The organism is Priestia sp. SIMBA_032, from assembly GCF_046535215.1.
GTDB classification, from domain to species: domain Bacteria; phylum Bacillota; class Bacilli; order Bacillales; family Bacillaceae_H; genus Priestia; species Priestia aryabhattai.
This window is the reverse complement of the sequence record NZ_JAWRXD010000609.1, coordinates 1-274: the sequence shown is the minus strand read 5'-3', so window position 1 is coordinate 274 and position 274 is coordinate 1. Positions and strand designations below refer to the sequence as shown.

Annotated in this window: 1 protein-coding gene; it reads left to right on the top strand. The window is 33.9% G+C overall.

Annotated features, from left to right (window positions below; genetic code table 11):
- Nucleotides 1-274, top strand: a 274-nt coding sequence (locus SB717_RS35690; protein ID WP_410907686.1) for an ArsA family ATPase, incomplete at both ends; no start/stop codon positions are given.

Sequence of the window (274 nt, the reverse complement as noted above, 5' to 3'; positions counted from 1 at the left end):
ATTAAAGAAGCTCAGCGCAGCTTTACTTATTTAAATTTATACGATTATAACGTAGATGCCATTATGATTAATCGCGTCATCCCTAACACCGTCACCGATCCTTATTTTCAAGCATGGAAAGATACGCAAAAGAAATATAAAACATTAATTCAAAATAGTTTTGATCCACTTCCTATTTACGAAGCTCCAATGTTTGAACAAGAAGTTGTTGGTTTGTCTATGTTAGAACGTGTAGGCGATGCTTTATTTAAAACTGATCATTGTCCTACTGAAG